Source organism: Streptomyces sp. NPDC048278 (assembly GCF_040652195.1).
GTDB lineage: Bacteria > Actinomycetota > Actinomycetes > Streptomycetales > Streptomycetaceae > Streptomyces.
Genome location: NZ_JBEZLP010000083.1, coordinates 1 through 3,483, shown reverse-complemented (window position 1 = coordinate 3,483; position 3,483 = coordinate 1). Strand labels below are relative to the sequence as shown.

Annotated in this window: 2 protein-coding genes; both read right to left on the bottom strand. The window is 67.2% G+C overall.

From position 1 onward, the window contains the following. Window positions 1–407 precede the first annotated feature (407 nt). Window positions 408–1,598, bottom strand: coding sequence for a hypothetical protein (locus AB0D74_RS50320; RefSeq protein WP_362603417.1), 1,191 nt, complete (start codon window positions 1,596–1,598; stop codon window positions 408–410). A 522-nt stretch (window positions 1,599–2,120) separates the two neighbouring features. Next, on the bottom strand, window positions 2,121–3,302 hold the full coding sequence (locus tag AB0D74_RS50315) for an adenosylhomocysteinase (protein ID WP_362603415.1): 1,182 nt from the start codon (window positions 3,300–3,302) through the stop codon (window positions 2,121–2,123). Window positions 3,303–3,483 lie beyond the last annotated feature (181 nt).

Here is a 3,483-nt window from a genome sequence, read left to right as displayed (position 1 = left end):
CCTCCGCGCGAAGTCCACGCCGAGTACGAGAAGTTGCGAATCGCCGCGTGAAATGAACGGCCAGAAGCCTGTCCGGGAAACGCGAGGCCCCTCAGAGCCGGTCGGCTCTCATGCTCTGCTGATGGCCAATCGGTTTCTGCAAGGCCAGAGGATCGCCTTCGATGAGACCGCCGAGGAGGGTGTTCCGACCGAGCGCGACACAAGGAACCGCCAGGCGGCTCGAACCGGGTGCAGTGCCCGGTGGGCGGTGGACGGGATCTCTGGCCTTGATGCCTCTTTCTCCCTGGGGTTCGTCGCCGGGAGGATCCAGAGACCAAAGGCGGGGAACCGGACATGATCGTCTGGCGTCCACCGCGATCCGGCTTGGCTCAGACGGCGCCGGCCGGCCAGCCCCGTACGGCTGAGTGTCAGGCCATGGACGGATTCCCTGTTTTGTAGGCGTGCTCCAGATCGATGATGAGTCCTTCCAGGTAGGTCATCAGCGAGCCGTAGATATGCCATGAACGGGGCTCGACCAGCGCCCCCTCGTCTACGAGGCGGGTCATCGTCTCGTGCCACTCCCGGGCGCGCTTGCTGGCCTCGCGCAACTGCTCATGAGGCCCGGCGCCCTCCGAGTCGATCATCCGCTGGGGGGCGGCGAAGGCGTCGACCGCCCGACCTGCGCATTCGAGTGTTCCGGCGTAATGTTCCAGGAACTGCTGGCCCAACTGCCCATGTGTATAAGGTTCGTTGTGAACCAATGTCCAAGCGATGCCGCGTACCTGCAGCGCGACTGCGTGCAGGGCCTGGAACGCCTCGTCGCCCGCGCCGATGGGTCGTCCTTCATGCAGGAGGACTCGTGTGTTCCAGCGGAGGCTCTCCTGGGCCTGCAGGAGACGCGTGTTCACATCCGCAAGGCGGTCCTCCAGATCACGGCCTCTCTCTCGCCAGTCCTGGGCATGCATGGCATGCTCGTGTTCGCGCAGGCCGCGTCCCATCTGCCGCAGAAATGCCCCCATGGCGAGCGCCAGCTCTCGGACTGCGGCATCGGATTCGTCTGCGTGCACCGGAGGCAGAACCAGGGCGTTGACGGCAATGCCCACTGCTGCGCCGGTCAGTATCTGAGCGGTCGATGCAACGGTGTTCCCGAGTGGGGCAGCTGTCACGGCAGTAAGGGTCAACAGTGCCGTCGTGGCCACGTGGAGCCAGTCGTTCGATGCTCGACGTCCACCGGCGATCACGGCAACTATCAGCACGCCTGCCGCCCCGCTGAGGGCGGACCCCATCAGTGGCGCGGCGCTGACGGCCACAGCCACACCTGCCACTCGTGTGAGTGATCGACGCGCCGCCTGCGTCACCGATCCGTACACGGTTGCGGAGTTGACCATGAGCAAAGTCATGGCAATGGCCGTATAGCGCTGCGTTCCGTCATGCCATGTCCCGGTGATCTCCCAGGAGGCCAGTGTCGCGATCAGGCTCTTGATGACGTCGACCAGGGTCTGGAAGGCGGTCGGTCTGCTGATTTGCGGGCGCAGGGCCCCCACTATCTGCCGCAGTGTCGTCTGGCGGTCACACGGATTCATGACGGCGAGACGTCGTATGCAGGTACTGGGTGACATCTGTACGCATTACTCCTGATGGTCGGCCCGGGGCGTCGGAGCCCTGTCCTTCGGGAGGCGGTCGGGTCCGTCGCCGGCGGACACCGCCGCTGCTCGCTTGTCAGTGCTTTGGCGGTTGTCGCCGGACGGTCGCGCCGTCGCCCTGGCTCGGGCGCAACCCCTGCACCCGGAACTTTCAGCACTATACTACATAAGTGAAGTAAATCCTTCAAATACGTCATTCCGGGCAGTGGAGCACTCGTCGGGCATATCTTGGCCGACAGGGTCCCGCTCTTGCCCTGGCGGCGCGCGGCACAGTCAAGGAGGTCGGAGACGTCCCGTCGGCGGTCATCGGGAACCGCCCGCCCCGGCTGGTCGAGTGGCCGGTGTCCGGCGCGGGCAGCTTCATTGCCGTACCCTGCCCGCGATTGCGGAAGGTGTGCCAGGCCCCAACTTCGGGATGGTGGATCTTCACGGGACGGGTTGCCCGTTCCGCGGGGCTGTCTCGGGACAGCCCCGCGCGAGCAGATCAGGCTGTGTGCTTCAGACAGTGCTCAGCACGTCGACCAGATCGGTGGCGACCCGGCGGTCGATGGGGGCGGGCACGGCCTGCACGCCGGTTGCGAGAGGCTGGTCGTGGCCGGTGGTGATGGCGGCGAGACTGCAGGCCTGGAGGGTCAAGCCGAGGTCCATGGCCTGAATGGGATTGCCCTTGGCCGCGGTCAGGTTGATCATCTTGGTGCCCGTGAGAACGATGATCTCGCGGCCGTCGTGCAGCTTGTGCACGGCACGCTCCTGCCCGCTGGGGCCGGAGCGGTGCACGGAGGCAGTGTGCTCGGCCAGCGCGTGTGCGTCCAGTTCCCAGGGCATGTGCCCGACGCCGGCGATGACGGTTCCGTCCCGCAGGGCGGCGAGTTCCGCCGCGCCGATCACACCGGGGTGCCCGGTGGCCAGGAAGAGCAGCTGGGTCCGGGGCAGCAGGTCCACGAGGCTGCCGACCTGGTGCCCGGCCATCACGGCTTCCAGGGCGCGGTAGGGGTCGGTCTCGGCCACCGAGACGCGGGCGCCGAGGTGAGCGAGGGTGTCCGCGACGCCCCGTCCGCAGGGGCCGTAGCCGACGACGGTGGCACGGGCGGCGGGGATCATGAGGTTGGTGGCGTTCATGAAACCCTGCACAACACTCTGGCCGACGCCGAACTCGTTCTCGACCAGCAGCTTGAGGCGGCTGTCGTTGATGACGATCACGGGGAAGTCCGGCTGCTTCTCCCAGGAGCGGATGCGCAGGCCGCCCGTGGTCGTCTCCTCCGTGGCGCCGGTGAGGCCCGGCAGGCCGCCGCCTGCCAGAACCCCCTCGATCAGGTCGGCGCCGTTGTCGAGAATGAGGTCGGGCTGCGCGTCCAGGACGCGTGCGATGTTCTCGCGATGCTGGGCGAGACCGTCGGAGCGGTGGCCCACGACGGTGATGCCGTAGTCGCGCAGCGCCTGTGCGGTGTCCTCCTGGGTAGTGCCGGGGGAGCCGGTGAGGACGATCTCGGCGCCTGCCTGTGCGAGGTAGCCGACGAGGACGGCGGTCTTGGGCTCGATGTGCAGGCAGATGCCGATACGGCGGCCGGCGAACGCCGACGCGTGGCTCTGCATGGTGGCCGCCAGCATCGGCATGTGGCGGGCGGCCCACTGCGTGCCGTCGTGAAGGATCGGGCAGCAGGCAGCGGAGATCTGGGACATGGCGAAGTTCCTTGGCTGAAAGGGAGGGTGACGGGCACGCGGGTGCCATGGCGCCGGCATGTGTCGAGGGCACACGTGTGCCCTCGGGACGCCCAGGACGAGGAGCTCTCCCTCGTCGTCCTCCTGCCCGCGGAGAGGGACGGCTCCGAACAAGGAAATCCGGGTAAAGAATTCCGGGTGG

Excerpts from the sequence above, each read along its gene's own strand:
- AB0D74_RS50315 (WP_362603415.1), bottom strand. The coding sequence starts at position 3,302 with ATGTCCCAGATCTCCGCTGCCTGCTGCCCGATCCTTCACGACGGCACG.
- AB0D74_RS50320 (WP_362603417.1), bottom strand. The coding sequence starts at position 1,598 with ATGTCACCCAGTACCTGCATACGACGTCTCGCCGTCATGAATCCGTGT.